The organism is Kribbella sp. NPDC056861, from assembly GCF_040687575.1.
GTDB lineage: Bacteria > Actinomycetota > Actinomycetes > Propionibacteriales > Kribbellaceae > Kribbella.
The window spans coordinates 340,094-366,592 of the sequence record NZ_JBFBNQ010000006.1 but is presented as its reverse complement, the minus strand read 5'-3'; the positions used below and the strand labels follow the sequence as shown (position 1 = coordinate 366,592).

25 protein-coding genes are annotated in these 26,499 nt (G+C 68.7%); 21 read left to right on the top strand and 4 right to left on the bottom strand.

All coding sequences use genetic code 11. The features are described from left to right. Position 1 precedes the first annotated feature (1 nt). The 3 genes from recR (at position 2) to AB0P21_RS29910 (ending at position 2,094) form a co-directional block, all read left to right on the top strand. Entirely contained in the window at positions 2 to 601 is a 600-nt protein-coding gene (gene recR, locus AB0P21_RS29920) for a recombination mediator RecR (RefSeq protein ID WP_363700606.1), read from the top strand. After that, on the top strand, positions 594 to 1,238 hold the full coding sequence (locus AB0P21_RS29915; protein ID WP_363700604.1) for a DUF5063 domain-containing protein: 645 nt from the start codon (positions 594 to 596) through the stop codon (positions 1,236 to 1,238). Before recR ends, AB0P21_RS29915 begins: the two co-directional genes overlap by 8 nt. A 199-nt stretch (positions 1,239 to 1,437) precedes the next feature. Further along, positions 1,438 to 2,094: a hypothetical protein gene (locus AB0P21_RS29910; RefSeq protein ID WP_363700602.1), complete on the top strand. Its 657-nt coding sequence runs from the start codon at positions 1,438 to 1,440 to the stop codon at positions 2,092 to 2,094. A gap of 15 nt (positions 2,095 to 2,109) precedes the next feature. Here the strand turns inward: AB0P21_RS29910 and dinB are convergent, their stop codons facing one another. Continuing rightward, the gene (gene dinB / locus AB0P21_RS29905) at positions 2,110 to 3,309 is read right to left on the bottom strand and encodes a DNA polymerase IV (protein ID WP_363700600.1); all 1,200 of its coding nucleotides are present in this window, start codon (positions 3,307 to 3,309) and stop codon (positions 2,110 to 2,112) included. 80 nt (positions 3,310 to 3,389) lie between these two features. On the opposite strand from dinB, the gene AB0P21_RS29900 reads away from it, so the two are divergent. Further along, positions 3,390 to 4,613 carry an MFS transporter gene (locus tag AB0P21_RS29900; protein ID WP_363700598.1) on the top strand — a complete coding sequence of 408 codons (1,224 nt, stop codon included), beginning with the start codon at positions 3,390 to 3,392 and terminating at the stop codon, positions 4,611 to 4,613. Here AB0P21_RS29900 and AB0P21_RS29895 read toward each other — a convergent pair. Together AB0P21_RS29895 and AB0P21_RS29890 are read right to left on the bottom strand one after the other, a co-directional pair. Continuing rightward, complete coding sequence (locus tag AB0P21_RS29895) at positions 4,610 to 4,984, bottom strand: dihydrofolate reductase family protein (protein WP_363700596.1); 375 nt, start codon at positions 4,982 to 4,984, stop codon at positions 4,610 to 4,612. The genes AB0P21_RS29900 and AB0P21_RS29895 overlap by 4 nt on opposite strands. A gap of 115 nt (positions 4,985 to 5,099) precedes the next feature. After that, positions 5,100 to 5,429 carry a metalloregulator ArsR/SmtB family transcription factor gene (locus AB0P21_RS29890; protein WP_363700594.1) on the bottom strand — a complete coding sequence of 110 codons (330 nt, stop codon included), beginning with the start codon at positions 5,427 to 5,429 and terminating at the stop codon, positions 5,100 to 5,102. A gap of 259 nt (positions 5,430 to 5,688) precedes the next feature. Between AB0P21_RS29890 and AB0P21_RS29885 the strand changes: the two genes are divergently transcribed. Further along, a complete protein-coding gene (locus AB0P21_RS29885; protein ID WP_363700592.1) occupies positions 5,689 to 6,957 on the top strand; it encodes an aspartate kinase in 1,269 nt (422 codons plus the stop codon). Beyond that, positions 6,954 to 8,057, top strand: coding sequence for an aspartate-semialdehyde dehydrogenase (locus AB0P21_RS29880; protein ID WP_363700590.1), 1,104 nt, complete (start codon positions 6,954 to 6,956; stop codon positions 8,055 to 8,057). Before AB0P21_RS29885 ends, AB0P21_RS29880 begins: the two co-directional genes overlap by 4 nt. A gap of 54 nt (positions 8,058 to 8,111) precedes the next feature. Here the strand turns inward: AB0P21_RS29880 and AB0P21_RS29875 are convergent, their stop codons facing one another. Beyond that, positions 8,112 to 9,104: a helix-turn-helix domain-containing protein gene (locus AB0P21_RS29875; RefSeq protein WP_363700588.1), complete on the bottom strand. Its 993-nt coding sequence runs from the start codon at positions 9,102 to 9,104 to the stop codon at positions 8,112 to 8,114. Positions 9,105 to 9,504: 400 nt separating this feature from the next. Here AB0P21_RS29875 and AB0P21_RS29870 point away from each other — a divergent pair, with 400 nt between their 5' ends. The 15 genes from AB0P21_RS29870 (at position 9,505) to AB0P21_RS29800 (ending at position 26,489) form a co-directional block, all read left to right on the top strand. Beyond that, on the top strand, positions 9,505 to 9,861 hold the full coding sequence (locus AB0P21_RS29870) for a hypothetical protein (protein WP_363700586.1): 357 nt from the start codon (positions 9,505 to 9,507) through the stop codon (positions 9,859 to 9,861). 371 nt (positions 9,862 to 10,232) lie between these two features. Continuing rightward, a complete protein-coding gene (locus AB0P21_RS29865; RefSeq protein ID WP_363700584.1) occupies positions 10,233 to 11,099 on the top strand; it encodes an ABC transporter permease in 867 nt (288 codons plus the stop codon). Between the two features lie 16 nt (positions 11,100 to 11,115). Continuing rightward, complete coding sequence (locus AB0P21_RS29860) at positions 11,116 to 11,901, top strand: ABC transporter ATP-binding protein (RefSeq protein ID WP_363700582.1); 786 nt, start codon at positions 11,116 to 11,118, stop codon at positions 11,899 to 11,901. A gap of 2 nt (positions 11,902 to 11,903) precedes the next feature. Beyond that, positions 11,904 to 12,998, top strand: a complete 1,095-nt coding sequence (locus AB0P21_RS29855) for a glycosyltransferase family 4 protein (RefSeq protein ID WP_363700580.1) — start codon at positions 11,904 to 11,906, stop codon at positions 12,996 to 12,998. Continuing rightward, positions 12,995 to 14,320 carry a glycosyltransferase gene (locus tag AB0P21_RS29850; RefSeq protein WP_363700578.1) on the top strand — a complete coding sequence of 442 codons (1,326 nt, stop codon included), beginning with the start codon at positions 12,995 to 12,997 and terminating at the stop codon, positions 14,318 to 14,320. Before AB0P21_RS29855 ends, AB0P21_RS29850 begins: the two co-directional genes overlap by 4 nt. Position 14,321: 1 nt before the next feature. After that, positions 14,322 to 15,170 (top strand): hypothetical protein, encoded by an 849-nt coding sequence (locus AB0P21_RS29845; protein ID WP_363700577.1) that lies wholly within the window; start codon positions 14,322 to 14,324, stop codon positions 15,168 to 15,170. A gap of 4 nt (positions 15,171 to 15,174) precedes the next feature. Further along, the gene (locus AB0P21_RS29840; protein ID WP_363700575.1) at positions 15,175 to 16,383 is read left to right on the top strand and encodes a hypothetical protein; all 1,209 of its coding nucleotides are present in this window, start codon (positions 15,175 to 15,177) and stop codon (positions 16,381 to 16,383) included. Beyond that, positions 16,380 to 16,991, top strand: coding sequence for an acyltransferase (locus AB0P21_RS29835; RefSeq protein ID WP_363700573.1), 612 nt, complete (start codon positions 16,380 to 16,382; stop codon positions 16,989 to 16,991). The genes AB0P21_RS29840 and AB0P21_RS29835 overlap by 4 nt, the downstream gene beginning before the upstream one ends. After that, positions 16,988 to 18,079, top strand: coding sequence for a DegT/DnrJ/EryC1/StrS family aminotransferase (locus AB0P21_RS29830; RefSeq protein ID WP_363701265.1), 1,092 nt, complete (start codon positions 16,988 to 16,990; stop codon positions 18,077 to 18,079). Before AB0P21_RS29835 ends, AB0P21_RS29830 begins: the two co-directional genes overlap by 4 nt. A 1-nt stretch (position 18,080) precedes the next feature. Then, the gene (locus AB0P21_RS29825; protein ID WP_363700572.1) at positions 18,081 to 19,124 is read left to right on the top strand and encodes a Gfo/Idh/MocA family oxidoreductase; all 1,044 of its coding nucleotides are present in this window, start codon (positions 18,081 to 18,083) and stop codon (positions 19,122 to 19,124) included. Continuing rightward, complete coding sequence (gene wecB, locus AB0P21_RS29820; RefSeq protein WP_363700570.1) at positions 19,121 to 20,182, top strand: UDP-N-acetylglucosamine 2-epimerase (non-hydrolyzing); 1,062 nt, start codon at positions 19,121 to 19,123, stop codon at positions 20,180 to 20,182. Before AB0P21_RS29825 ends, wecB begins: the two co-directional genes overlap by 4 nt. A 12-nt stretch (positions 20,183 to 20,194) precedes the next feature. Further along, complete coding sequence (locus tag AB0P21_RS29815) at positions 20,195 to 21,382, top strand: acyltransferase (protein ID WP_363700568.1); 1,188 nt, start codon at positions 20,195 to 20,197, stop codon at positions 21,380 to 21,382. Positions 21,383 to 21,407: 25 nt separating this feature from the next. Then, the gene (locus AB0P21_RS29810) at positions 21,408 to 22,709 is read left to right on the top strand and encodes a nucleotide sugar dehydrogenase (protein WP_363700566.1); all 1,302 of its coding nucleotides are present in this window, start codon (positions 21,408 to 21,410) and stop codon (positions 22,707 to 22,709) included. Beyond that, a complete protein-coding gene (locus AB0P21_RS29805) occupies positions 22,706 to 25,312 on the top strand; it encodes a glycosyltransferase (protein ID WP_363700564.1) in 2,607 nt (868 codons plus the stop codon). The genes AB0P21_RS29810 and AB0P21_RS29805 overlap by 4 nt, the downstream gene beginning before the upstream one ends. Position 25,313: 1 nt before the next feature. Beyond that, positions 25,314 to 26,489, top strand: coding sequence for a glycosyltransferase (locus tag AB0P21_RS29800; RefSeq protein ID WP_363700562.1), 1,176 nt, complete (start codon positions 25,314 to 25,316; stop codon positions 26,487 to 26,489). The last annotated feature ends 10 nt before the right edge of the window (positions 26,490 to 26,499 follow it).

Sequence of the window (26,499 nt, the reverse complement as noted above, 5' to 3'; positions counted from 1 at the left end):
CGTGTACGAAGGCGCCGTCCAGGACCTCATCGACGAGCTCGGCAGGCTCCCCGGGGTCGGCCCGAAGTCCGCGCAACGGATCGCCTTCCACCTGTTGTCGACCGACGAGACCGATGTCCGCCGGCTGGCGCACGTGCTCGTACAGGTGAAGGAGAAGGTCAAGTTCTGCGAGATCTGCGGCAACGTCTCCGAGCAGGAGCAGTGCCGGATCTGCCGCGACCCGCGTCGCGACCTCGCGCTGATCTGCGTGGTCGAAGAGGCGAAGGACGTCGTGGCGATCGAACGGACCCGTGAGTTCCGGGGCCGCTATCACGTCCTCGGCGGCGCCATCTCGCCGATCGAGGGGATCGGGCCGGACGAGCTGCGGATCAGGGAACTGATGCAGCGGCTGGCCAGCGGAGAGGTGACCGAGATCATTCTGGCCACCGATCCCAACCTGGAGGGTGAAGCGACAGCCACCTACCTGAGCCGGTTGCTCCGGCCCATGGGGTTGCGCGTCACCCGTTTGGCTAGTGGACTTCCAGTAGGCGGTGACCTCGAGTACGCCGACGAGGTCACACTCGGACGGGCGTTTGAAGGGCGACGATCGATCGATGACTGAATCAACCGATATTGCTGAGCGCGCGTTGGCGACGGACTCCGAGGACCTGCTGGAGTTCGCCGAACAGATCTCCGACCAGGTGCAGAGCTTCCTCATCTCCGTGCGCGACATCGCCGCACAGCCCGATGAGGACGGCGTCGACGAGGGACTCGCCTCGTTGCCGTACCTGCTGCTCGAGGTCAGCCAGCTGCTGCTGGCCGGCGGCCGGCTGGGCGCCTTCGAGGACTTCGTCCCCGAGGAGCGGTTCGAGAGCGACGCGGGCCCGGATCCGGACCTAGACGCGATGCGCGACCGGCTGGCGATCCTGTTCGAGGGCCTGGACGAGTACGCCGAGGTCTTCGACCCGTACGCCGCTCCGCCGGAGATCACCGTCAACCGGCTCTCCGACGACCTGACGGCGATCGCCACCGACCTGGTGCACGGACTCGCGCACTACGAAGAGGGCCGGATCGTCGAGGCGCTGTGGTGGTGGCAGTTCTCCTACGTCTCCACCTGGGGCGCGGCGGCGAGCGCAGTACTGCGGGCCATCCAGTCGCTGATCGCGCACGACCGGCTCGAGCCGGCCCACGACCCGGAGACCGAGGCGAACGACCGCGAGCTGGTCGAGGTCGCCGAGGAAGCCGTCCAGCGCCGCTGACTCTCGCCAGCGCCCCACCACCGGCTCAGCGATGGGCCGGTGGTTTGTTGGCGATCGCCCACACCTTGTCCAGCGGCGCCGCGGTCGCGAAGTGCAGCTTGTGCTCACTTCCTGAGGGTGGTTGACCGCAGAGCCGGGTTTTCCACAGGTCTCGGCGACCGGGCTCGCGGCCGTGGGTGCGAGCAGGTTGAATGTCGGGGTGTCCGTTTACGAACTGCTCGGCCGGCTGCCTGAGGTGGACAAGCTCCGCCGGACCAGTCGCGCTCTCGCGATGCTCGACGCCGTGCTCAGTCCGGCGCCGGAGTACCGGGTCTACTCGTTCGACGCGCGCTGGTCGCCTACCGACGAGGTGGCGTTGATGCGGAGCGGTACGGGTGACGACTACTCGATCGTGTTCTCGCCGGACGGCGTCATCGGTCAGGGGTTCGATCACGAGTCGCCGATCTCGCCTTGGGGGCACCCGAGCCGCGCGACCTGGCCCGGGCTCTTCATTGGGGTGCCCGATGAGCTCGCGCCGGCGCTGGACGAGCCCGCGTTCACCGATGACGAGGGGCGTCGGTCGGTGACCGTGTGCTTCTGGCGTACTCCGGAGGACTCTCGGTGGCAGTGTGGGCCGGTCGAAGGGGTGGAGAAGGATGGCGCGGACTGGTTGTTCAACCTGCTCGCCGACGGGCGTCCAGAGGCGTATCTGACGTTTGCCGAGAATTATCACGAGGTCCCGTTGGAGCTCTCCGCTGTTCAGCATGTCTACGCGCTGATGCCGCTGACCGAGGAGATCGTCACCGCGCTCAACCCGGAGGTGATGCTCAGGGATCTGAAGGACGACATCACCGAGATCGGCTACCCACGCTCGTAGACCGCGGAGTACGGCTCAGTCCGGGAGCATCGGCACCGTGAGGCCCTGGTCGCGGCCGAGCAGCACGCCACGCGTGATGGCGTTGCTGCCGAACTTGTCCCGGACGCCGTCCAGCGCCGAGTCGAGCTCGTTGTTCGCCGCTTTGTCGAACGGCAACGCCAGCTGGACGGACGCCTCGTTCTCCAGATTCCCGACCGAGATGCCGACCAGCGTGATGCCCTGCTTCTCGATCAGCGGTCGCGCGGTCGCCATCAGGGAGCGGGCGGTGACCAGGATCGCCCGCGTCTGACCTGTTGCCTGAGGCAACGTATGCGACCGGGTCGCCCGGCTGAAGTCGTCGAACCGCAGCCGCAGGGTGACGGTCCGCCCGGACCGACCGGCCGAGCGCATCCGCCGGGTGACCCGGTCGACCAGCCCGGCCAGGATCGCGTCCAGCGTCTCCGCGGACTTCGGCGAGCGGCCGAGCGCGCGTTGCGACCCGATCGAGTGACGCCGTACGCCGACCTCGATCGGCCGCGGGTCCCGGTTGTGCGCCAGGGCGTGCAGGTGCCGCCCCGAGGCCCGGCCGAGCATCGCGACCAGCGCCGCCTCGGGCAGGATCGCGACATCGCCGACCGTGGTCAGCCCGCGGCTGCGCAGCTTCTCGGCCGTCACCTCGCCGACGCCCCAGAGTCGCTCCACCGCCAGTGGATGAAGGAACTCCAACTCCTGCTCGGGTGGCACCAGCAACAACCCGTCCGGTTTGGCGACCCCGCTGGCGACCTTCGCCAGGAACTTCGTCCGGGCCACCCCGACGGTGATCGGCAGCCCGACCTTGGCCAGTACTTCGGCGCGCAGTCGCCGCGCGATCTCGATCGGTGTGCCGGCGATCTTGCGCAGGCCGCCGACGTCGAGGAACGCCTCGTCGATCGACAGCCCCTCCACCAGCGGCGTGGTGTCGTTGAAGACGGCGAAGACGGCTTTGCTCGCCTCGGAGTACGCCGACATCCGGGGCTGGACCACGATCGCCTGCGGGCAGCGGCGAAAGGCCTCTCCACCGTTCATCGCGGTCCGGACCCCGAGCGCCTTGGCCTCGTAGCTACAGGCCAGTACGACTCCGGCGCCGACGATCACCGGGCGGCCGCGCAGGCGTGGGTCGTCCCGCTGCTCGACCGACGCGTAGAAAGCGTCCAGGTCGGCATGCAGGATGGTCGCTTCGCCGTCGGGCACGAACATATGTTCGCATACTCTCGACTCTAGCGAATAGGGAGAATTCCCGAGGCGCTCAGCCGGTCCGACAGGACAGAATGATGGTTATGGACCTGTCGGCATATCGTGCGCTCTGGCGAACGCAGGGCGTCTTCGTCCTGCTGACCTCCGCGGTCCTGGCCCGGATTCCGGTGATCGCCGCGCTGGTGCCGGTCTCGTTCCTGGCGAAGGATGCTTCGGGCAACTTCGGTTTCGCCGGTGTGGTGGCTGGCGCATACTCCGTCGGGATGGCCCTCGGTGGGCCGATCTGGGCGCGAATGGCCGACCGTCGCGGCGGCCGGGGTGTCGTGATCGGCACCGGCATGGCGTGGGGTGTGGCGATGGCCGTGCTCGCGCTGCTGCCGTCGGACATGTATCGGCTGATGCCGGTGCTGTCCGCAGTGGCCGGGGCGTTCGTTGCACCGGTCACGGCGACTCTGCGCGCCGCTTGGCCACGCATCGTCCGGGGCTCACGGTTGCGTGCGGTCTACGCGCTCGATGCCACGGCGCAGGAGGTGCTGTTCGCGATCGGGCCGATGCTGGGCGCACTGATGGTCAGCTTCATCAGCCCACGGGCCGGCGTACTGGGGGCTGCGGTGGCGGCCTCGCTCTCGATCTGGTGGTTCGGTCTGCGGCAGTTGCCGGCCGTCGCGCACGACGAGTCGAAGGGTGCACGGCTGACTGCGGCACAGTTGCTGTGGCACCGGTACCGACTGCCGATGATCCTCGCTTTCGCCTTCTGTGTAACGGCCTTCGCCTCGGTCTCACTCGGGATCGTTGCCTTCGCCGATGCCCATGGCAACCGTCTGATCGCCGGCGTGCTGGAGACGCTCTGGGCGATCGGCAGCCTGCTGGGCGGAGTACTGGTCGGTGCGCTGCCTGGTCGGCGCAAGTCGTACGTCTGGCGCCGGGCGCTGCTCGTCTCGGCCGGCATGGTGCTCTGTGCGTGCGCGACCTGGTCGCCGGTGTCGCTGGGCGTGGCGTCGCTGCTGGCCGGTCTCGCGCTGGCCCCGATGGTCGGCGCGCTGTACGAGCGGCTCGGCGCGATGACCCCGGACTCGGTCAAGACCGAGGTGTTCGGCTGGATGGGTAGTGCCGGGATGACCGGTGGTGCGATCGGTTCAGCGCTCGCGGGCCTGGTCGTCGAGGCCTTCGGTGTCCGCTACGTCTGGGTAATGGCCGCGGTGCTCACGCTGGCCGCGGCCTTGGCGCTGCTGCACATCCCGCCGCACCGCCCAGCCGACCACATGGACTCCACTGAACTGGAGCCGGTCGGTCAGGAGATCGGCTAGCCGGCCGGCGTCAACAGCTGCAGCTCGTCCAGCAACCCCGCCTGGAAGAGCGACTGCAACAGAGCCGCGCTGCCGAGCACGACGAGGTCCTTGCCCGGGACCTTCTTCAGCGCGGCGAGGATGCGCAGCGGCTGATCGCCCTGGATCACCTCGGAGTTCTCCATCGCGTCGGCGCTGGTCAGCGTGCTGGAGACCACCAGCTTGCGGATGCACTTCAGCCGGGGCGCTCCGGCGGCGATCGCCTCGAAGGTCGGGCGATCGACCAGCGCGGTGTCCGAGATCGCCAGCGCCGCGTCGACGGCCGCGTCGGTGACCTGCCAGTTGTCCGGCCCCTCGGCCGCACCGTCCAGCACGGCGATGATCTTCCTCATCCTGCTGCTCCCCACCCACGACCGAGAAAAGCCCTGTCAGTAGGTAATGTCCGAAAGCACCTCGAAGGTTGCACATTCGAGATAACTGATAGCGACTGATCCGGTACTGCGCTGCTCAGCCCGGCCGCCGGCGGCCACGGCGCAGCTCGGTGTCCAGGGCGTCGAGGCGGTTGTTCCAGAACTTGCGGTAGCGGTCGAGCCAGGCGTCGATCTCACGCAGCGGACCGGGGTCGACCGCGTAGAGCCGGCGGGTGCCGTCGACGGTGACGGTGGCGAAGCCGTTATCGCGCAGTACCCGCAGGTGCTGGGAGACGGCCGGCTGGCTGATCCCGAACTCGGCGCCGATGGTGGCCGCGATCTGGCCGGCCGGCTGCTCGCCGTCGTCGGCGAGCAGCTCCAGGATCCGTCGCCGGACCGGATCGCCGAGGATGTCGAAGGCGTGCATGGCATCGAGTATTTCAGGCGTGACTTATATAAGCAAGCGGTCGGTTCGGCGGCAAGGTCTGCGGCGGGGGATCGGCTCGGCTGGTGATCCTGCGGGCCTCCGGCCGCGCCGCCGAACGGCTGGACCAGTCGGTGGTCGGGCCGTAGCTAACGAGAAGATCACGGCTAGAATGAGCCCGAACGACTACGCCCGGTGCAGCGCCGCACGGCGTACCGCAACCAGTGCTCGCTGCTGGGGATTCAAGCTATGAGGAGACTCTGTGGGACGCGTCGTGCACAAGTACGGCGGCTCTTCGGTCGCCGACGCCGATTGCATCAAGCGGGTAGCCCAACGGATCGTCGCGACGAAAAAGGCCGGGAACGACGTCGTGGTGGTGATCTCCGCGATGGGCGACACCACCGACGAGCTGATGGATCTGGCCAAACAGGTCTCGCCGCTGCCGCCGCCGCGTGAGCTGGACATGCTGCTCACCTCGGGTGAGCGGATCTCCGCGGCCCTGCTGGCGATGGCGATCGCGAACCTGGGCTACGAGGCCCGGTCGTTCACCGGCTCGCAGGCCGGGGTGATCACCACCTCCCGGCACGGCAACGCCCGGATCATCGACATCACCCCGGGCCGCCTCGAGGAGGCCCTGGCCGAGGGTCACGTCGCGATCGTGGCCGGCTTCCAGGGCGTCGCGCAGGACACCAAGGACGTCACCACGATGGGCCGCGGCGCGTCCGACACCACCGCGGTCGCGCTGGCGGCCGCGCTGAACGCGGACTACTGCGAGATCTACACCGACGTGGACGGCATCTTCACCGCGGACCCGCGGATCGTGCCGGCCGCGCAGCAGATCCCGAAGATCTCCTACGAGGAGATGCTCGAGATGGCCGCCTGCGGCGCCAAGGTCCTGCACCTGCGTTGCGTCGAGTACGCGCGGCGCTACAACGTCCCCGTCCACGTGCGTTCCTCCTTCTCGCAGAAGGAAGGCACCTGGGTCGTCGATGCGAAGGAAATTCAGAACATGGAACAGGCGATCATCTCCGGCGTGGCCCACGATCGGAGCGAGGCCAAGATCACCGTGGTCGGCGTGCCGGACAAGCCCGGCGAGGCGGCCCGGATCTTCGAGACGGTGGCCGGCGCCGAGACCAACATCGACATGATCGTGCAGAACGTCTCCGCGGTCGCCACCAACCGGACCGATATCTCCTTCACGCTGCCGCGCAGCGACGGCTCCCGGGCGATGTCCGCGCTGGCCCGGATGAAGGACGAGGTCGGCTACGAGCAGCTGCTGTACGACGACCAGATCGGCAAGGTCTCGGTGATCGGCGTCGGGATGCGGTCGCACCCGGGCGTCTCGGCGAAATTCTTCTCCGCGCTGGCCGACGCCGGCGTCAACATCGAGATGATCTCGACATCCGAAATCCGGATCTCGGTGGTTGTCGACGAGAACGCAGTGGACGCGGCCGTGACGGCGGCGCACACTGCATTCGACCTGGACGACGAGCACACCCAAGCTGTCGTGTACGGAGGAACTGGACGGTGACCCCTGTGAGCGCTTCTTTCGATCAGACCGAAGACCGGACGGGCCTGCCAACACTCGCGGTCGTCGGCGCCACCGGCGCCGTCGGCACGGTGATGCTGACCCTGCTGTCCACACGGGAGAACGTGTGGGGCGAGATCCGGCTGATCGCATCCGAGCGCTCGGCAGGCAAACGGCTGAAGGTCCGCGGCGAGGAGGTCGAGGTCGTCGCGATCAGCGCCGAGGCCTTCGACGGCATCGACGTGGCGATGTTCGACGTACCGGATGAGGTGTCCGCGCACTGGGCGCCGATCGCGGCCTCGAAGGGCGCGGTCGTGGTGGACAACTCCGGCGCGTTCCGGATGGATCCGCAGGTGCCGCTGGTGGTGCCCGAGGTGAACCCCGAGGCGGTCCGTAACCGGCCGAAGGGGATCATCTCCAACCCCAACTGCACCACGCTGTCGATGATCGTCGCGATGGGTGCGTTGCACCACCGCTACGAGCTCGAGCAGCTTGTCGTCTCGTCGTACCAGGCAGCCTCCGGAGCGGGTCAGGAAGGCATCGACGCCCTCTACGACCAGCTGATGAAGGTGGCCGGCAACCGCGAGCTCGGCACGACGCCGGGCGACGTCCGCCGGGTGATCGGCAACGCGCTCGGTCCGTTCCCGGCGCCGCTGGCGATGAACGTCGTGCCGTGGGCCGGCTCGCTCAAGGACGACGGCTGGTCGTCGGAGGAGCTCAAGGTCCGCAACGAGTCCCGCAAGATCCTCAACCTGCCCGACCTGAAGGTCTCCGCGACCTGTGTCCGGGTGCCGGTCGTCACCACCCACTCGTTGTCGGTGCACGCCCGCTTCGCCCAGGAGGTCGACGTCGACGAGGCCCGGGACGTACTGCGGGACGCGCCGGGTGTGCTGGTCTTCGACAACCCGGCCGAGGCGGAGTTCCCGACCCCGGCCGACGTGGTCGGCACCGACCCGACCTGGGTCGGCCGGATCCGCCGTTCGCTGGACGACCCGCAGGCGCTCGAGCTCTTCGTCTGCGGCGACAACCTGCGCAAAGGCGCGGCGCTGAACACCGCTCAGATCGCCGAGGTCGTCGCCAAGGAACTCACCGCGGCGCACTGACCCCGAACACACCAAGGGCCCTGGACAACGCGTCCAGGGCCCTTGTGCGTGCTGTCAGAGCCAGTTCTCGCGGGCGGCGTGCAACGCCAGCTGGAACCGGGTGGTGGCGCCGGTGCGGTTCATCAGGCGTTCGAGGTACCGGAAGAAGGTCCGGCGGCTGATCCCCAGCGTCCGGGCGATCGTGTCGTCCGCTGCCCCTGTCGCCAGCAGGGCCAGCAGCCGGCGCTCGATCGGCTCCAGCCGGTCGTCCTCGGCGCCGACCGACGCGTGTAGCGGCAGCGCGTTGCGCCAGCACAGCTCGAACATCCCGATCAGCGCGGTGAGCAGACTGCTCGGCCGGATGATCAGCAGCGACCGGTTCACATCGGTGTCGCGCACCGACATCGACACGAACGCGATCGAGCCGTCGATGATGGTCAGCTTCGCCGGTACGTCGGGCAGCACCCGGGCCTGCTCGCCGGCCTCCACGCAGGGCAGGATGTTCTCGGTCAGGTAGCCGGGCACCTCGACGGACTCCGGCGAGTAGACGATCCGGTACGAGACGCCGCGCCGGAGCTGCTCGATCTCCTCCTGGTTCGGGCCCGCGCCCAGGTAGTACGGCGGGGTGTCGATGGCCAGGATCTCGCGTTGCGCGCTGCCCTTGATCTGGTGGATCCGCTCGACGATCGCGCTGCCGGTGACCACTTCGATCAGGTGCGTGGTCGACTCGTTGTGCACCGTCCGGCGGAACTCGTCGTACGCGTTCAGCACCTCGATCCGGGCCTGCTTGAGCTCCGACTCGCGGCGCAGGGTGAGCGCCTCCAGGCCGGCGTCCGGGGGTACTGGGAGGAATCTGGCGTGGTCCGATCCCGAGCGCCGGGCCAGCCCCGCCTGGACCAGGCCACCGAGGGTCGCGTCGATGCCCGCGGCCCGGTCGGTGACCGCTGAGTCCAGCTCCTCGATCGAGGCCGGACCGGTTCGCAACAGGTGCTGGTACACCCGGATCTCGTCGTCGCTGAGGCCGAGCACCTTCAGGTGTTCGCCACGCTCCGTGTCGGTCGAGCTCACAACTCTCCCCTCCCTCCCATGCGCGCTCACTGTGCGCTACCGCCGCTCCAGCCTAGAACGAACCGTGAAAACGTCCAGGCACTGTCCGTATCGCGGCAACTGCACCGAGCAATAATTGTTGAACTGTCAGCATTCTTGTGCCGTGTCACCATCTGGCCACCATTTCCGCGCAGTTGTGAGCGAGAATTGAGGTCCAGCAGCCCGGCGACGGACCACCTGAGCGCCGCCGGGCTGCTGTTCCAATTCTGGCCCCAGTTCGCTTTCCCGTCAGCGAACGCCGTTTCGGTTGGGTCTCGATCCCGGCGTATCGGTGCCCTCGCACTCCCGTGCCATCACCGGCTGTGCCGGAGGGTGTACAAACTGTGCAACTCCATCGTGAGGCCGATGAGGAGGAGACCCCATGTCGCAGCAACTGCGTGAGGTTCTGCCCAGGCATCATCGCCGGGCCTTCGGTCGTGGTGCGATGACCGCCGCCCTGGTCATCGTGCCGGTGCACTCGGCGCGCGCCCGGGCACGTCTTGGCAGCGACTCCGTCGCCCAAGGCAGCCAGGGCCCCCGGGGCGCCGGTGGGATCCATGCAGTGCCAGGCGAGCTTCCGTGGATGGTGAGGCTGTCCACGGGCGGCGGTACCGAGGCCGGTACCGCTCAGCGACCGCTGACCGTCGAGCCCTGGGTGGATCCCGCCGGCACTGCTCGGCCCGGACTGCGGCTGCGGGCGTCGGTGCCGTCGTACCGGATCGCCTGTCACGTCTTCTGAGCGTCGTATCTCTGAGCGACGTTAAATCTCCTGCGGCGAGCACGCCTCGCAGCCGGGCCGAGGTACGTTGATTGGCTTCGTGTGAGGTGTCAAATGTATATTCCAGATAACGACCGGCAGGGGTAACTCCGCCGGTCCGCCGCGACGTTCGGTAGCCGTCTGTGCGTCGCTGCTCACCCAGGAGGCACGCTGTGTCGTCGGTCCCGACGCCAATCCGCTACTCTGCTTCCGGTTTGCGTGGCCCCGTCGCCGTGGACCGTGGCCACCATTCTTCGAACAAAATCGAGCGAGCGGTGGTCGGACCTGTTGAGGCGAACGGACCCCGTTCGGATTTCGATGACTACGACCGTCCCCAGAGAGGCGTCGCCTGAATGAACGCGACTAGCGTCGACGAGGAGTTCAACCCGTCGGTGCATGTGTACGAACCGCACAAGGTGGGCCTACCGCCCCTCCGCCCGTACTTCAAGGCGTTGTGGGACCGGCGGGAGTTCGCGGCCGAGATGTCCCGGACCGGCATCCGGGCGGCCAACACCAACACCTTCTTCGGTCAGGTGTGGCTGGTCCTGAACCCGCTGCTGCTGGCGGGTGTGTACTACCTGCTGGTCGACATCATCGCGGGTGGCAGCGCCAAGGACGACGGATCGGCACGCTTCGCTCACATGTGCGGTGGGCTGTTCGCCTTCTACTACTTCTCCGGTGCGATGACCGCCGGAGCGGCCAGCGTCGTCGGCGGCGGCAAGCTGCTGATGAACATGTCGTTCCCGCGGATGCTGCTGCCGCTGGCCGCGCTCCGGACGTCGTTCTTCCGGTTCCTGCCGACGATGGGCGTGTACCTGGCGATCCACCTGCTGATGCGCCAGCCGCTGCACTGGGCGATGCTGCTCGCGCCGGTCTTCCTGATCCTGCTGACCGTGTTCGCGGCCGGGATGGGAATGATCTTCGCGGCCCTGCAGGTGTACTTCCGCGACACCACCAGCTTCCTGCCGTACTTCGTCCGGATCTGGCTCTACCTGTCGCCCGTGCTCTGGTTCGCCGAGCAGGCGCCGGCCAAGTTCAAGAGCTTCATCCAGTTCAACCCGCTGTACTCCTTGATCGGCGGCTGGACCGACCTGCTGGTCCGCGGGCACGTCCCGGATCTGAAGATGTGGATCGCGGCCGCGGCCTGGGCACTGGTGGCGGCGTTGATCGGCGCGTTGTTCTTCATGTCGAGGGAGCGTGAGTTCGTTGTCCGTCTCTGAGGCCGAGAAGAAGTCGATGTCAAACAAATCAGCCACACCGGCCGTCAAGGTCCAGGACGTCTCGATCACCTACCGGACCACGTTCGAGCGGGTGCCGACCTTCAAGAGCGCCTTGGTCCGGCTCGGCCGCGGTGAGCGTGCGGTCCGCGAGGTCAAGGCGGTCCAGAACGTCTCCTTCGACGTCGACCACGGCACCACGATCGGCATCATCGGCGCGAACGGCGCCGGCAAGTCGACGCTGATGCGGGCCCTGGCCGGCATCCTGCCGCCGACCACCGGCCGGATCGAGGTGCACGGCCGGGTCAGCACCCTGCTGTCGCTGGGCGTCGGCTTCAATGCCGCCCTGTCCGGCAAGGAGAACGTGGTCCTGGGCGGCCTGGCCGCCGGTCTGAGCCGCAAGGCGATCCAGGAGCGGTACGAGGAGATCGCCGCGTTCGCCGAGCTGGGCGACTTCATGGAGATGCCGATGCGGACGTACTCGTCCGGCATGTTCAGCCGGCTCGCGTTCTCGGTCGCCGTGCACATGGACCCCGACATCCTGCTGATCGACGAGGCGCTGTCCGCCGGTGACGCGTCCTTCAAGCAGAAGGCCGCGGACAAGATGAAGGAGCTCGTCACCAACAGCCGGACGATGTTCCTGGTCAGCCACGCGATGAGCAGCGTGCGCGACCTGTGCAACGACGCCATCTGGCTGAACAAGGGCGAGCTGATGATGCGCGGCACCCCGGACGAGGTGATCGCCGCCTACACGAAGTTCCTGCAGGTGAGTGCGAAGAGCGCTGCCACCCTCGAGGACTTCTGACGATGCGATCCACCCCCGTGCCGGACGTGGGCATCATCACGTCCGGCCACGACGTCGCTGACGCACGGCTGCACAAGATCACCGCAGCCCTGCAGAAGCGGGGTCTGAACGTCGAGCTGTGGGGTCTGGGTGACCCCGCCGGAGGTCCAGCCGGGGCCTCCGTGCACGCTCGCGATCGGGGCAGCCTGGTCCAGCGACTGGCCCGGACCGCAGTACTGCCCTGGCGCACCAGCGCCAAGGTGGTGGTGACCGTCGATCCGGACATGATCCCGATCACCCGGCTGGTGACCGCGTTGCGGCGCCGCAGGATGGTGGCCGACGTACACGAGGACTACGGCCGGCTGCTGCGCGACCGGGCCTGGGCCAGAGGTCCGGTGGGGCTGCCCGCCCGGCTGATGGTGGCCCTGAGCACCCGGCTGGCCGCCGGGGCCGACCTGACGGTCGTCGCCGACTCCCACCTCTCGCCACACCACGCCAAGCACCGGATGGTTGTCACCAACCAGCCGGTCGCGGCTTTTCTGGCCCCGGCGCCGCCGGCGGGTGAGCCGCGGGTGGTCTACGTCGGCGACCTGCGGGTCAGCCGCGGACTGTTCGACATGGTCGAGACCATCGCGGCCGCGCCGGGCTGGTCGCTCGACCTGATCGGCCCGGTGGCGGGCGCCGATCGCGACGAGCTGGAACGCCGGATCGAGCAGCCCGATGTCGCGGGCCGGATCCGGTTGCACGGCCGGCAGCCACCGGCCGACGCCTGGCGGATCGCCGAGGGAGCCTGGGCCAGCCTCGCGCTGCTGCAGCCGACCCCGGCCTTCATCGAGGCGATGCCGTCCAAGATCTACGAGTACCTCGCGAGCGGACTGCCGGTGCTTTCCACCCGGCTGCCCCGGCAGACGAGGATCATCGAGGAATCCGGTGGTGGTGTGCTGATCGACACCGTCGCCGAAGCCGCGGAGACGTTGCGCGGTTGGTCCGACAACCCTGGGGAGCTGGAGAAGCTGCGCGACTGCGCGCTCCAGTGGGCCGCCGACCATCTGCCGGCGACGACGCCGTACGACGAAATGGCTGAAGCCATCCAAGACCTGCTGCGAGGAAGTGCATGAACCAGGCCCGCCCACACATGCTGTACGTCTGCTGGGGCTACCCACCCTGCCGCGGGGGCGGCGTCTACCGCGCGCTCGCCACGGCGAACCGGTTCGCCGAACAGGGCTGGAAGGTCACCGTGCTGACCGCGGACCGGGAGACCTTCCACCGGTTCACCGGCGCCGACCTGACCCTGGAGGAGCGGATCCACCCCGACGTCGAGGTGGTCCGGGTCCCGTTCGAGTGGCCGATCCTGGAGGCCGACCTGCGCAACTGGTCGAAGTCCCGGGCGTCGAACCCGAAGCTGTGGGCGAAGTGGCGCACCAAGCGCGACCAGATCCCCTTCCCGGAAACGGGTTACGGCCCGTGGCGCAGCACCATCGAGAAGGCCGCCGAGCAGATCCACCAGGCGAACAAGGTGGACCTGACGGTCGCGACCGCGAACCCGCACGTGACGTTCGCGGCGGCGTACCACCTGTTCAAGAAGTTCGACGTGCCGTACGTGATGGACTACCGCGACGCCTGGCTGCTGGACGTCTTCAGCGGTGACCGGCTGCACGAGCCGAACAGCCGCGCCGCCCGCTGGGAGCGCAAGCTGGTGAACAGCGCGCAGGAGGTCTGGTTCGTCAACGACCCGATCCTCGACTGGCACAAGGACCTCTACCCCGAGCACGCCGGCAAGATGCACACGGTCGCGAACGGGTTCGACCCCGACCTGGTGCCGTCGACGCACGACCGCGGCGCGGTCACCGATCGCCCGCTGGTGTTCGGCTACGTCGGCACCGTCTCGCCGAAGGTCCCGCTGGCCGACTTCGTCAAGGGCTGGCAGCTGGCCAAGGAGCGCTCCGAGGACCTGCGCGACGCCAAGGTGAAGATCCACGGCTACCTCGGGTACTACGCCCAGCCGCGCGCCGACATGCTCGGCATCCTGCAGGCGGCGGCCGCCGACGGCGTCAGCTACGAAGGCCCGGTCGGCAAGGCGGAGATCGCCAAGGCGTACGACGAGTTCGACGTCCAGCTGCTGATGCTGGGCAAGGGACGCTACGTGACCAGCGGCAAGGTCTTCGAGTACCTCGCCACCGGCCTGCCGATCGTCTCGGTGCACGACCCGATGAACGCGGCGTCCGACGTACTGCGTGGGCATCCGCTGTGGTTCCCGGTCAAGGACGTGGAAGACCCCGAGACGATCGCGGAAGCACTCGTCGAGGCGGCCCGCGCGGCCCGTACCGCGGACGAGGGCATCCGGGCGAAGGCGCGCGAGTTCGGCGCCAGCTACCGGCGCGACCTGCAGATGGATCCGCGAATCAAGGCATTGGCCGAGCGCGTTGGGGCGGTGGTCTGACATGAAGGTCGTACTCCTGAGCACCCGGCGGCTTCCCCCGTCGTACTTCGACACCGTCCGCGCCGACCTCGGCGGCCGCGACGACCTGGCCCTCGACGTCGTCGCCTGGGTCCCCCCGGCCGGCCCGGTCGACGGCCTGGTCAACAGCTTCACACTGATCGGCCCGGGCAAGATGCCGGTCGAGGCAGCACCGGTCGTGCAGGCAGTTCCGGTAGTAGACGCAGAGGAGGTGCCGGTCGCCGTCGCTGAGTCGGCCAAGGCACCTGCCCCCGAGGCTGTCGTCGACGAGAGCGCTGCTGAGTCCACTGCCACGGAGGCTGACGAGGTCGCTGAGGCGACGGCAGCGGCCGAAGGCGCGCTAGCCGACGATGCCGCTGCAGGCGGCGAGTCCGGCGGCACCACCGATGGCGAGGCTTCGGCTCCCTCCGCAGTTGCTCCCGCCGAGGTCGCCGGAGGCGACGAGGCGGCTCCGGCTGCTCCCAAGCCGGCCCCGAAGCCGCGGCCTACCGGGGCCAAGCGGGTAGTGAAGGCTGCTCAGTGGCGGGCGCGGAAGCTCCGCCGGGCCGGCGGAAAAATGTTGCCTACGGCAATCAAGAAGTCCGGCCCGGTGAAGAAGCTGACCCAGAACCGGAAGGCCGACAACCTGGCCAAGACGTACTGGGACCGCGTACTCGGCCGCGCCGACGTGATGACCAGGATCGAGCAGGCCGACGTGGTGATCGCGCTGGACGGCGGTTCGGTCTGGGCCGGCTGGCAGGTCGGTCAGCGCAAGCCGCAGACGCCCGTGGTGCTCGGTGTGCCGGCGGCCCGCCGGGAGCTCGACCGGCTGGTCGGAGCGGGGCAGGAGTGACGCCATGCCGGACCGGGGTGGAGTGGGCGTGGTGACCTCCGCGCGAACTCTTCGTGACCACCTGCCGACGCCGATCGCCAGGACCGCGGGTGCGGTCCGGCGGCGGTTGAAGGGGCTGCGCTACAGCTACGCGCAGCTACCCGGCTTCCCGCAGGTGGCCGATACCCCGGTCCGGTTGTTCATCGGCCCGACCAACAGCGCCGGCCAGGGCTACGCCTGGGCCCGCGCCGCGGACAGCATCGAAGGCGTCTCCGCGACCGCCTTCTCGGTGCACCGCAAGGGCCAGTTCCAGTTCGCCGAGGACTACGGCGTACCGCTGACCTGGTTCGGTCAGCCGCGCTGGCAGCGAGCCCAGGAGCAGCACGTCCTGGGCTCCTACACGCATGTCCTGATGGAGTCGCTGCGCCCGCTGTTCGGCGCCCGCGGCCTGAAGGACGGCTCATCCGAGCTGACTCAGCTCAAAGCGGCCGGGATCAAGCCGGCACTGCTCTTCCACGGCTCCGACATCCGCCTCCCGAGCCGGCACGCCAAGCGGGAGAAGTGGTCCCCGTTCACACCGGGTGACCCGCTGACCGACCGGCTCGAGACCCAGGCCGCCCGCTTCGCAGAACTGGTCGCAGCAGCCGACGTCTTCGTCTCCACGGTCGACCTGCTGGACGACGTACCGAACGCCACCTGGTTGCCGGTCGCGATCGACCCGGCCCCGTGGGCACAGGCCGCACGGCCACTGTTCTCCACCGACCTGCCGGTCGTCGTGCACGTCCCGTCCAGCGCGCAGCTCAAGGGCAGCGACCGGATCGACGAAGTGCTGACCGACCTGGCGAGTCGCGGGCTGGTCGAGTACCGCCGGATCAGCGGCGTCACGCACAGTGAGATGCCGGCCGTGATCGGCGACGCGGACATCGTCGTGGACCAGCTCCGGATCGGTCTGTACGGCGTGGCCGCGGTCGAGGCGCTGGCCGCCGGACGTTTGTGCGTTTCTTACGTCGGTTCGGCGGTTCGCGATCGGATGCGTAGTCTGGCTGGGCGCGAGGTGCCCATCGTCGAGGCGGATCCCGATTCGCTCGGCGCTGTTCTCACCGACCTGCTCTCCGACCGTACGGCGGCCGCCGAGCAGGCCACCGCGGGCCCCGCCTTCGTGGCGGAGCTGCACGACGGGCGGCGTTCCGCCCAAGCACTCACCGAATGGCTTGACCCGAAGGAGATCTTGTGACGGCCCGGATCGCAGCGTCGGCAGACGTCGACGCAAGCGCACAGATCGGCGAGGGATCGTCCGTCTGGAACCTGTCCCAGATCCGCGAGAACGCGGTCCTGGGCAAGAACTGCATCATCGGCCGCGGCGCCTACATCGGCACCGGCGTGACGATGGGCGACAACTGCAAGGTCCAGAACGACGCCCTGGTCTACGAGCCGGCCGTGCTCGAGGACGGCGTCTTCATCGGCCCGGCCGTGGTGCTGACCAACGATCACTTCCCGCGCGCGATCAACCCGGACGGCACGCTGAAGAGCGCGTCCGACTGGGACGCCGTCGGTGTGACGCTGCGCACTGGCAGCGCGGTGGGCGCCCGTTCGGTCTGCGTGGCGCCGGTCACCATCGGCCGCTGGGCCACCGTCGCCGCGGGTGCAGTGGTGACCAAGGACGTGCCAGACTTCGCGCTGGTCGCGGGGGTCCCGGCCCGCCGGATCAAGTGGGTCGGCAAGGCAGGCGTTCCGTTGCAGGAGATCGGCAACGGCGACTGGAAGTGCCCGACGACGGGCGAGATGTACATCGAAACCGACGGACGGCTGCGGCCGGCCGACGAAAACCAGGAGGAGAACTGATGGTGCAGCCGATTCCGGCCGCGAAGCCGATCATCGGGCAGGAGGAGCGGGAGGCAGTCGACCGTGTGATGCGCAGCGGAATGCTCGCCCAGGGTCCTGAGGTCGCTGCCTTCGAGCAGGAGTTCGGCGCAGCGCTGGTCTCCGGCCGAGCCTGCGTCGCGACGAACTCGGGCACCTCGGGTCTGCACCTCGGCCTGCTGGCCGCGGGCGTCGGTCCGGGCGACGAGGTCATCGTCCCTTCCTTCACCTTCGCCGCCACGGCGAACAGCGTCGCGCTCACCGGCGCGACCCCGGTCTTCGTCGACATCGAGCCGACGTACTACGGGCTGAGCCCGGCCGCCGTCGAGGCCGCGATCACCGACAAGACCAAGGCGATCATGCCGGTGCACCTGTTCGGGCACCCGGCGAACATGACCGAGCTGGGCGCGATCGCGGCCAAGCACGGCATCGAGCTGTACGAGGACGCCGCACAGGCCCACGGCGCCACCTGGAACGGCGCCCCGGTCGGCACCTTCGGCGAGTTCGCCATGTTCAGCCTCTACCCGACCAAGAACATGACGTCCGGCGAGGGCGGCATGAACTCGGTCGCGAACGCCGACCTCGAGCGCCGGATGCGGCTGTTCCGCAACCAGGGCATGCTCAAGCAGTACGAGAACGAGGTCGTCGGCCTGAACAACCGGATGACCGACCTGCACGCCGCCATCGGCCGCGTCCAGCTCACCAAGGTCGGCGGCTGGACCAAGCAGCGCCAGGAGAACGCGTCCTTCCTGGACGCGAACCTGCAGGGCGTGGCGATCCCGACCGTCGCCCCCGAGGCGACGCACGTCTACCACCAGTACACGGTCCGGGTGACCGAGGACCGCGACGGCTTCGCAGACGCGCTGCGCAACGAGCACGGTGTCGGCTGCGGCGTCTACTACCCGATCCCGAACCACCGGTTGCCCTCGTTCCAGCGTGAGCTGGACCTGCCGGAGACCGAGAAGGCCGCCGCCGAGGTGCTCTCGCTGCCGGTGCACCCCTCGCTGTCCGAAGAAGACCTGCACCGGATCGTGACCGCGGTCGCGACCGTCGCGAAGGCAGGTGCCTGAGATGGCGAACCTTCGTGCCGGACTGATCGGCCTGGGCATGATGGGCCGTCACCACGCCCGCGTGCTGGGATCCCTCGAGGGCGTCGACCTGGTCGCCGTCGCCGACCCGGGTGGCGACAAGCACGGCGTGGCCAACGGCCTGCCGGTGTTCGAGAACGTCGAGCAGCTGATCGCCGCCGGGATCGACTACTGCATGGTGGCCGTCCCGACGCAGTACCACACCGAGATCGCCAAGGCGCTGGCCGAGGCCGGCGTGCACGCGATGATCGAGAAGCCGCTGGCCGGCTCCTCGGCCGAGGCCGCGGAGATCGCCAAGGCCTTCGAGGCCGCCGGCGTGATCGGCGCCGTCGGTCACATCGAGCGCTACAACCCGTCGCTGCAGGCGCTGCGGGTTCGCCTCGAGGCCGGCGAGCTGGGTGACATCTACCAGATCACCACCCGTCGGCAGGGCCCGTTCCCGGCCCGGATCGCCGATGTCGGCGTGGTGCTCGACCTGGCCACCCACGACATCGACCTGACCGCCTGGGTGACCCAGTCGCCGTTCGCCTCGGTGTCCGCGCAGAGCGCGCACAAGAGCGGCCGGCAGTACGAGGACCTGATCGCCGTCACCGGCAAGCTGCAGGACGGCACCGTGACCAGCCACCTGGTCAACTGGCTGTCCCCGATGAAGGAGCGGCTGACCGTCGTCACCGGTGAGCGCGGCGCGTTCATCGCCGACACCCTGACGGCCGACCTGTCCTTCCACGCCAACGGCACCGTGCAGACCGCCTGGGACGACGTCGCGCACTTCCGCGGTGTCTCCGAGGGCGACATGATCCGCTACGCGATCGCCAAGCCCGAGCCGCTGAAGGCCGAGCACGAGGCGTTCCGCGACGCGATCCTGGGCAAGGAGACCGACATCGTCACCCTGCAGCAGGGGCTGGCCACCGTCGTCGTCGCCGAGGCCGTCATCGCCTCCGCCGCCGAGGACGGCAAGTCCGTCCGGCTGACCGACGCGCTCACCGGTGTGCTGGTCTCCGAGAGTGCTGGAGCCGCCCGGTCATGAAGGTCCTCAGCGTCGTCGGGGCTCGCCCGCAGTTCGTCAAGCTCGCCCCGATTGCGGAGGCGTTCGCCGCCACCGAGCACGAGCACGTGATCGTGCACACGGGCCAGCACTACGACAAGAACATGTCCGACGTGTTCTTCGCCGACCTGAAGATCCCGGCCCCCGACGTCCACCTGGGCGTCGGGTCGGGCAGCCACGGAGTCCAGACCGGCGCGATGCTGTCGGCGATGGACGCCGTGCTGGACGAGCACCGCCCGGACTGGGTGCTGGTCTACGGCGACACCAACTCGACCCTGGCCGGCACCCTGTCGGCCGTGAAGATGCACCTGCCGGTCGCGCACCTCGAGGCCGGCCTGCGCTCCTTCAACCGGTCGATGCCGGAGGAGCACAACCGGGTGCTCACCGACCACGCGGCCGACATCCTGCTGGCACCGACCGAGGTGGCCATGGGCCACCTGGCCAACGAGGGTCTGAAGGACCGCTCGCGGCTGGTCGGCGACGTCATGACGGATGTCTGCTTCCGGGTCCGGGACGCGGTCAAGGGTCAGCCCCTGGACCTGCCCGACGGCCTGAAGCAGGGCGAGTACCTGGTCTCTACGATCCACCGCGCCGACAACACCGACGACCCGGAGCAGCTGGCCGCGATCGTCGACGGCCTGGCGTCGCTGGACACCCCGGTGCTGCTGCTCGCGCACCCGCGCCTGGTCGCGCGCTGTGCCGAGTTCGGCATCAAGCTGGAGCGTCCGGGTGGTTCGCTGCACACCGCCGAGCCGCTGGCCTACCCGCAGATGGTTGCGGCGGTCCTCGGATCGGTCGGCGTCGTGACGGACTCCGGCGGCCTGCAGAAGGAGGCCTTCCTGCTCGGCACCCCGTGCACCACGCTGCGCACTGAGACCGAGTGGACCGAGACGATCGAAGACGGCTGGAACGTGCTCACCACGGACCTGTCGAAGCTGCCCGAGCTGGCCGTCCGGCCGGTTCCGACCGCAGCACAGGCCGCGCCGTACGGCGACGGCCAGGCCGCTGGTCGCGTCGTCGCTGCTCTCGCCGCGGGATAGCGGGACAGCGAGATGACGAAGGCCGCCGAGGAGAAGTCACAGGGGCAAGAAGAGGTCGCGCCCGCGCCGTTGGCTCATGACGAGCCACCGGCGCCGGTGCCGGCCGATCCTTCCGCCGCGCCGCCCAAGAAGCGGCTGCCGCGCGTCGAGTCGCTCACCGGTCTGCGCTGGTGGGCGGCGTTCTTCGTGTTCACCCACCACATGACGAACCTGGCGCCGCTGCCGATCTACAAGTTCCTCAAGTTCGGCACCTCCGGGGTCACGTTCTTCTTCGTGCTGTCCGGTTTCGTACTGACCTGGTCGGCCCAGCCGCACACCAAGGTCGGCACCTTCTACCGGCGCCGGTTCGCCCGGATCTGGCCGGCCCACGCGGTCGCGCTGCTGCTGGCGGTCTTCGTCTTCTACCGGATCAACCCGGACCCGACGATGAGCTGGATCAAGCCGTTCGACATCGGCGTACTGCTGCTGTCACTGGTCCTGCTGCACGGCTGGTCCAACGACCCGACCGTCCTGTACGCCGGTAACCCGGCCTCCTGGACGCTGTCGGTGGAGATGTTCTTCTACGCGTACTTCCCGTTCGTCTGGCGCGCGACCCAACGGCTGAAGCTGGCCGGCGGGTTGATCCTGTGCGTGGCCGTCGTGGTGGTCGGAGCGGCGTACAAGCTGCTGCTGTTCCACTACCCCGACACGTTGCCGATCCTGCCGCAGCCGGTGTTCCACTCGGTCGCGTTCCTGTTCGGCATCGGCCTGGCGATCGCGCTGCGGTCGGGCTGGCGGCCGTGGATCCCGTTCCCGGTGGCGTTCGCCGTCTTCGCGGTCGGCATCTACACGCTGTACTACTCCGGGATCCACGCCAAGACGTTCCCGCTCGCGACCACGATGGGGCTCACCCAGAAGGAGATCCTCACCGTCCTGTACGGCCTGCTGATCCTGGCGGTCGCCTCCCGGGACATGCGGGGCGGCCGGTCCCTGCTGCGCAGCAAGCCGCTGGTCGCACTCGGCCAGTGGTCGTACTCCTTCTACCTGGTGCACGCCACCATCCTTTACGCGATCCGTGAGTTCCACGGCGTGGCCGGACCGATCGGCTGGTCGAACCTGACCTGGTACGCCGGCGTGCTGGCACTCTCGATCGCCGCCTCCGCGCTGCTCTACAAGTGTGTCGAACACCCACTAGAGAAGCGCCTGCGAGGTCCCCGATGAATGATTCATACCCAGTGGAGTTTTCGTGCGGATAGCAGTAGTTGCCCTAGGCAAGATCGGCCTGCCGTTGGCGGTCCAGTTCGCGACCAAGGGACACCAGGTCGTCGGTGTCGACATCAACCAGGCCTTCGTCGACCTGGTCAACGCGGGCAAGGAGCCGTTCCCGGGTGAGGCTCACCTGGGCGAGCTGCTGGCCGAGACGGTGGCCGACGGCCGCCTGCGCGCGACCAGCGACTACGCCGACGCCATCCCCGGCGCCGACGCCGTGGTCATCGTCGTCCCGTTGTTCGTGGACGAGAAGACCGGCGAGCCGGAGTTCGGCTGGATGGAGAGCGCGACTCGTTCGCTGGCCGAGCACCTGTCCCCGGGCACCCTGGTCAGCTACGAGACCACCCTGCCGGTCGGCACCACCCGGAGCCGCTGGAAGCCGCTGATCGAGGAGGTCTCCGGCCTCACCGAGGGCACCGACTTCCACCTGGTCTTCTCCCCGGAGCGGGTGCTCACCGGCCGCGTCTTCGCGGACCTGCGCAAGTACCCGAAGCTGGTCGGCGGACTGTCCGAGGAAGGCGCCAAGCGCGCCATCTCGTTCTACGAGGCCGTGCTGGACTTCGACGAGCGCGCCGACCTGCCGCGGGGCAACGGCGTCTGGGACCTCGGTTCGGCCGAGGCCTCCGAGCTGGCGAAGCTGGCCGAGACCACCTACCGCGACGTTAACATCGGCCTGGCGAACCAGTTCGCCCGGTTCGCCGCCCAGAACGGCATCGACGTGCACCAGGTGATCGAGGCGTCGAACTCGCAGCCGTACAGCCACATCCACCGTCCCGGTATCGCTGTCGGCGGTCACTGCATCCCGGTCTACCCGCGGCTGTACCTGTGGACCGACCCGGCGGCGACCGTCGTCCGCGCGGCCCGCGAGGCCAACCTGGACATGCCCGAGTACACCATCGGCCTGCTCGAAGGCGCCTACGGCGACCTGACCGGCGCGAAGGTCGTCGTGCTGGGCGCGTCCTACCGCGGCGCGGTCAAGGAGACCGCCTTCTCCGGCGTCTTCCCGGCCGTCGAGGCGCTGAAGTCCCGCGGCGCCGAGGTGTTCGTGCACGACCCGATGTACTCCGACGAGGAGCTGCAGGGCCTGGGCTTCACCGCGTACCACCTCGGTGACGCCGTCGACGCGGCCGTGCTGCAGGCCGACCACCCGGAGTACAACGTGCTGACCCCGGCCGAGCTGCCGGGCGTGCAGGTGCTGGTCGACGGTCGCGACGCGACCGACGCGGCTCGCTGGGCGGGTGTCCGTCGGATCGTGATCGGAAGGTCGGTGCGTCAGTGACGCGTTCCCCGGAAGAACTTCGGGTGGTGATGCTCGTTGCGAACGAGGTCACCAACGACAGCCGGGTCCGTAAAGAGGCAGCAGCGCTGGCCGAGGCCGGAGTACAGGTCACTGTGCTCGGGGTCTCGGCCAACGGCCAGCAGTCGCGGGAGATGCTCGACGGCGCGATGGTCGTGCGGGTGGCAGTTCCGTTCATCCTGCGGGAGGAGCGGAAGGCCGGCCGCAAGGCCCGCCGCGACTGGCGTCCGCCGCTGATCGGGTATCCGACCAAGCGCGCGTACCTGGCTCGTAGTCACCGGGTCTCGGCCGGGCTCAAGGAGCTCAAGGCCGACTCGGGTCACGCGATGAAGGCCAAGAAGGGCGGGCCGGCGGGTCAGCTCGCCTTCAAGGCCGGCGTGCTCACCCGACTGGTACGCCGGGTCGGCTGGCAGGCCGCCCGCCGGGGGATCTGGCTGCGCAAGGGGCTCGGCAACGGGCTGAACCAGCCGTTCAAGTCGGCTTGGCGCGCCTACGACGGCGTCAACCACCGGATCACCTGGCCGGCTCGCTGGCGCCGGGTGCACCCGGAGGCGATCGACCTCGAGCTCGCGTTCGGCGACCTGATCGACCGGCTCGAGCCCGATGTCGTGCACGCGCACGACATGCACGTGATCGGCGTGGCCGCCCGCGCGGCCGGCCGGGCCAAGCTGCGCGGCAAGGACCTCAAGGTCGTGTACGACGCGCACGAGTACGTCCCCGGCATCGCCCGGTACGGCTCGCGCACCCGGAAGTACATCGCCGCCTGGGCCAACCACGAGAAGGAGTACATCGGCGCCGCCGACCGGATCGTCACGGTCAGCTCCGCGATCGCCGACCGGCTGGAGAAGGAGCACAAGCTCCCGCTCAAGCCGACCGTCATCCTGAACACCCCGGACATCCCCGAGTCGATCGAGATCGAGCGGGACATCCGGGCCAAGCTGCGGCTGCCGGTCGAGGTTCCGTTGCTGGTCTACAGCGGCGGCATCACGGCGGTGCGGGGCATCGAGACCGCGATCGAGGCGCTGCCGAGCATGCCCGGCGTGCACCTCGCGGTGGTCGCCGTGCCGTCGCCGAAGCAGCCCGCGGTCGACGTACTGCGCAAGCTGGCCGACAAGCTCGGTGTCGACGACCGGATGCACTACCTGCACCCGGTCGCACCGGCCGAGGTGACGGCCTTCCTGGCGACGGCGGACGCGGGCATCATTCCGATGCTGCGAGCGCCGAACCACGAGATGGCGATGCCGAACAAGCTGTTCGAGTACAGCCTGGGTGGGCTTCCGGTGCTGGTCAGCGACATGGCCAGCATGAAGGAGTTCGTCACGCGGACTGGGATCGGGGAGGTCTTCCAGGCCGCGAACAGCGCCGATCTGGCGGAGAAGGCGAAGCTGCTGCTGAGCCGGACCGACACCTACCGCGAGCGGCTGGCGGACCCGGCGTACAAGCTGGAAGCGGCGTGGAGTGGGCAGGCCGAGCGGCTGCGCGCGCTCTACACCGAGATGCTCGGCCGGACGCAGCTGGAGCCGGTGCTGGACGCCAACTCCGAGGCGCCCGGACGGCGGCTGCTGGTCGGACCGGTCAACAGCGCCGGCCAGGCCTACCTGTGGACGAGCGCGGTGGTTCGCGAGGTCCCGTCGATCGCTGCCGAGTCGCTGACCACCGGGAGCGGCAAGTTCGACTTCAAGGTGCACCGCACCGGCACGTACGAGCAGTACCGCGAGGACCTGCGCTGGCAGCTCGAGCTGACCGCGTGGGCCCTGCAGAACGTCACCCACGTGCTGTTCGAGGCAGGCCGGCCGATGTTCGGCCAGATGCCCGGGCAGATGTGGGACCAGGACGTTCCGATGCTCGACGCGGCCGGGATCCGGCACGGTCTGGTCTTCCACGGTTCCGAGGTGCGTGACCCGGCCCGGCACCGCGCGAAGTACCAGTTCTCGCCGTTCGCGGATCGCACCGACGAGCTGACCATGCGGCTGCAGGCGGCCAACGACCTGCTCCGCGAGCACCTGGTCCGCTACGAGGGTCCGCGCTTCGTCACTACGCCCGACCTGCTCGAGTACGTCGAGGAGTCGGAGTGGCTGCCGGTGGTGGTGAACCCGGACGAGCTGGCCTCCAGCGTGCCGGTGATGGACCGTGAGGTGCCGGTGGTGCTGCACGCGCCGTCGGCGAGCGCGCTGAAGGGTTCGGTCTTCGTCGACCCGGTGCTGACCGCGCTGGACGCCAAGGGCCTGATCAAGTACCAGCGGGTCCAGGGTGTTCCGCACCCGGAGCTGATGGCGATGGTCAAGGACGCGGACATCGTCGTCGACCAGATGCTGCTCGGCTCGTACGGCGTCTTCGCCTGTGAGGCGATGGCGGCCGGCCGGACCACCGTCGGGCACGTCGCGGATCACGTCCGCGATCTGCTGCCGACCGATCTGCCGATCGTGGAGGCGACGCCGGACGACCTGACCGAGGTGATCGAGCGGCTGGTCGCCGAGCGCGAGGAAGCTCGCAAGATCGCCGACGCCGGTCCGCGGTACGTGCGGGAGCTGCACGACGGCCGCAAGTCGGTAGAGGTTCTGCTGCCGTTCCTCGGCGGACGGTGACATGCGGGTACTGATGGTTGCGCAGTCCCCGATCGCCGGGGACTCGCGCATCCTGCGCGAGGCCGCGGCGCTGACTGCGGCCGGCCACACGGTTCACGTGGTCGGCCGGGATGTGCCGGAAGGCTTCACGCTCGAAGGTGGCGCGACGGTCGAGTCGGTGTCACGCTCCGCTGGTCTGCGCGGCGGGAGTGGGCCTTCGGTCGGCCACGGGCAGCGCGGTGCGAAGGTGCTGGTCCAGCGGTTCGGCCGGTGGTTGTTGCTGCCGGAGCACCGGCTGCGGACCGAGAAGCAGTGGCGTTCTGCGGCTGCTGCTCGGCTGGCTGCGCTGGATCCCTTCGAGGTGGTGCATGCGCACGACTTCAACACTCTCGAACTGGCCGCGACGTTCGCCACCCAGTGGTCGGCGAAGCTGGTCTACGACAGCCATGAATTGTGGTTCGACCGGGCGCTGCCGGGTCGGCCGACACCGTTGTGGCGGATCCGTGGGCGTCGTTTCGAGCTCGGTCTCGCTCGTCAGGCGGCTGTGGTTTTCACGGTCAGCGATGGGATCGCGGAGCGGTTGCGCTCGCGTGGGTTGACGGATGTGCGCGTTATCCGCAACACCTTCCCGCGCGCTGACGTCGCTCCGGTCCTGCCTGCATCACCGACCGGTCTGCTGTACGCCGGTCGCGTGGGTGCGGGTCGCGATCTGCCGGCTGTGGTCGGCGCTGCCCGTGAGCTGGCGCCGTTCCCGACGCTGCTGATGGGATCGGTCGACCCGAACTACCGACTCGATCTGGGCCTGGTGCAGAAGGTGCCGGAGACCTCGATCGACGAGGTCGACCGGGTGCTGCAGGAGTCGGGGATTTCCCTTGTCACGTTGACGAACACGTGTGAGAACCACCGGCTGGCCTTGCCGAACAAGCTGTTCCACGCGGTGCGCGCCGGAGTACCGGTGGTTGCCGCGGATCTGCCTGAGCTGCGGGCTGTTATTACGAAGTACAGGCTCGGGACTTTGTACGAGCCGGGGAACGCTTCGTCGCTCGCGGCGGCGGTGCGCGCGTTGATCGCGGACTACGCCGGCTATGTCGACGGAGTACGGGCTGCTGGTGCGGAGCTGAACTGGGAACACGACGCCGAGTTGCTGGTGTCGGCGTACTCGTCGCTGGCCAGACCTCCTGCGAACGCTGCCAACTGAGAAAGGCCCC